The 897-nt window shown below is 53.7% G+C and carries 1 protein-coding gene; it reads right to left on the reverse strand.

The features are described 5' to 3' along the window. Positions 1-109: 109 nt before the first annotated feature. Complete coding sequence (locus R3X27_RS25505; RefSeq protein WP_317711724.1) at positions 110-319, reverse strand: hypothetical protein; 210 nt, start codon at positions 317-319, stop codon at positions 110-112. Positions 320-897 lie beyond the last annotated feature (578 nt).

Below are 897 nucleotides of genomic sequence, written 5' to 3' on the forward strand. Positions count from 1 at the left end.
AAGTCTGCTCTACTCTCCGAAATTCGGACTCTGACCAGACTACGACTGGTGATCGGCTGCTTTTCGACGAGACGAAGATGTCAGAACGGCAGCCGCACGCGCCACATGCTCATTGACCGGAATCTGCCGTATCGCTCCCGAATGCGCTCTGGGCCGCAAATATGATGAACATTGGCAGCCAAAACAGGCACAGGAAGCAGCCGGCGATCGTGCCAAGCACGCTGGCCGAAGAACTGCGGATGCCTTCGGCAATCGTCTTCAGCACGGCAAGAAGCGCGATCACAACATAGATTGCAAGGAGCAAAGCCAGAACATCCATCGGTGTGTTTCGTTGCCTTCCGCTACAGTTGCCATTCCTGGGTCCCTGTCTCTGGACCCGATCTGGGCCTTTTACGGGGTGATACATCGCAACCACACTGATCTTAGGTTGCTCCGCCAAGGCTGTCTATTCACTGTTTGTTAACACTTGGCGGTCTCCCGGGGAGGCCTCCGCGCGGCTTCCGTGGTCGCTCTCGTTGAAGGAATCTGCGCGGGTGAGGGGGACAGATCGGGCTGGAAATGTCTCTCTCGGGAGGGGCGGGAGGCGCTCTGGACTGGTCCGCGAAGACACCGAGTGCCATCGATCTGTCGCTTTGCGCCCGAATCGACGTTTCGCCTAGTAGAACAATCGTCGCCCATGAGGGCATTGTCCACGCTCAGGGGTGTGTGTCGTATGCGTTCGTGGTTTGTGCCGTTGAGTTCTAAATGGACTTTTTCTTTAAGTTGTTGATATATATTTATTTTGGATCTTGTCCGAATCTTTTGGCGGTTGCGTGATCTCCAAAAGTTAATAGAGTGTAATCAGGAAGATTATTATCCGTAGTTTTGTTCAGATTCTGTGCGAGTGAAGTGGTTCCG

The organism is Tropicimonas sp. TH_r6, from assembly GCF_033101155.1.
Classification (GTDB): Bacteria; Pseudomonadota; Alphaproteobacteria; order Rhodobacterales; family Rhodobacteraceae; genus Tropicimonas.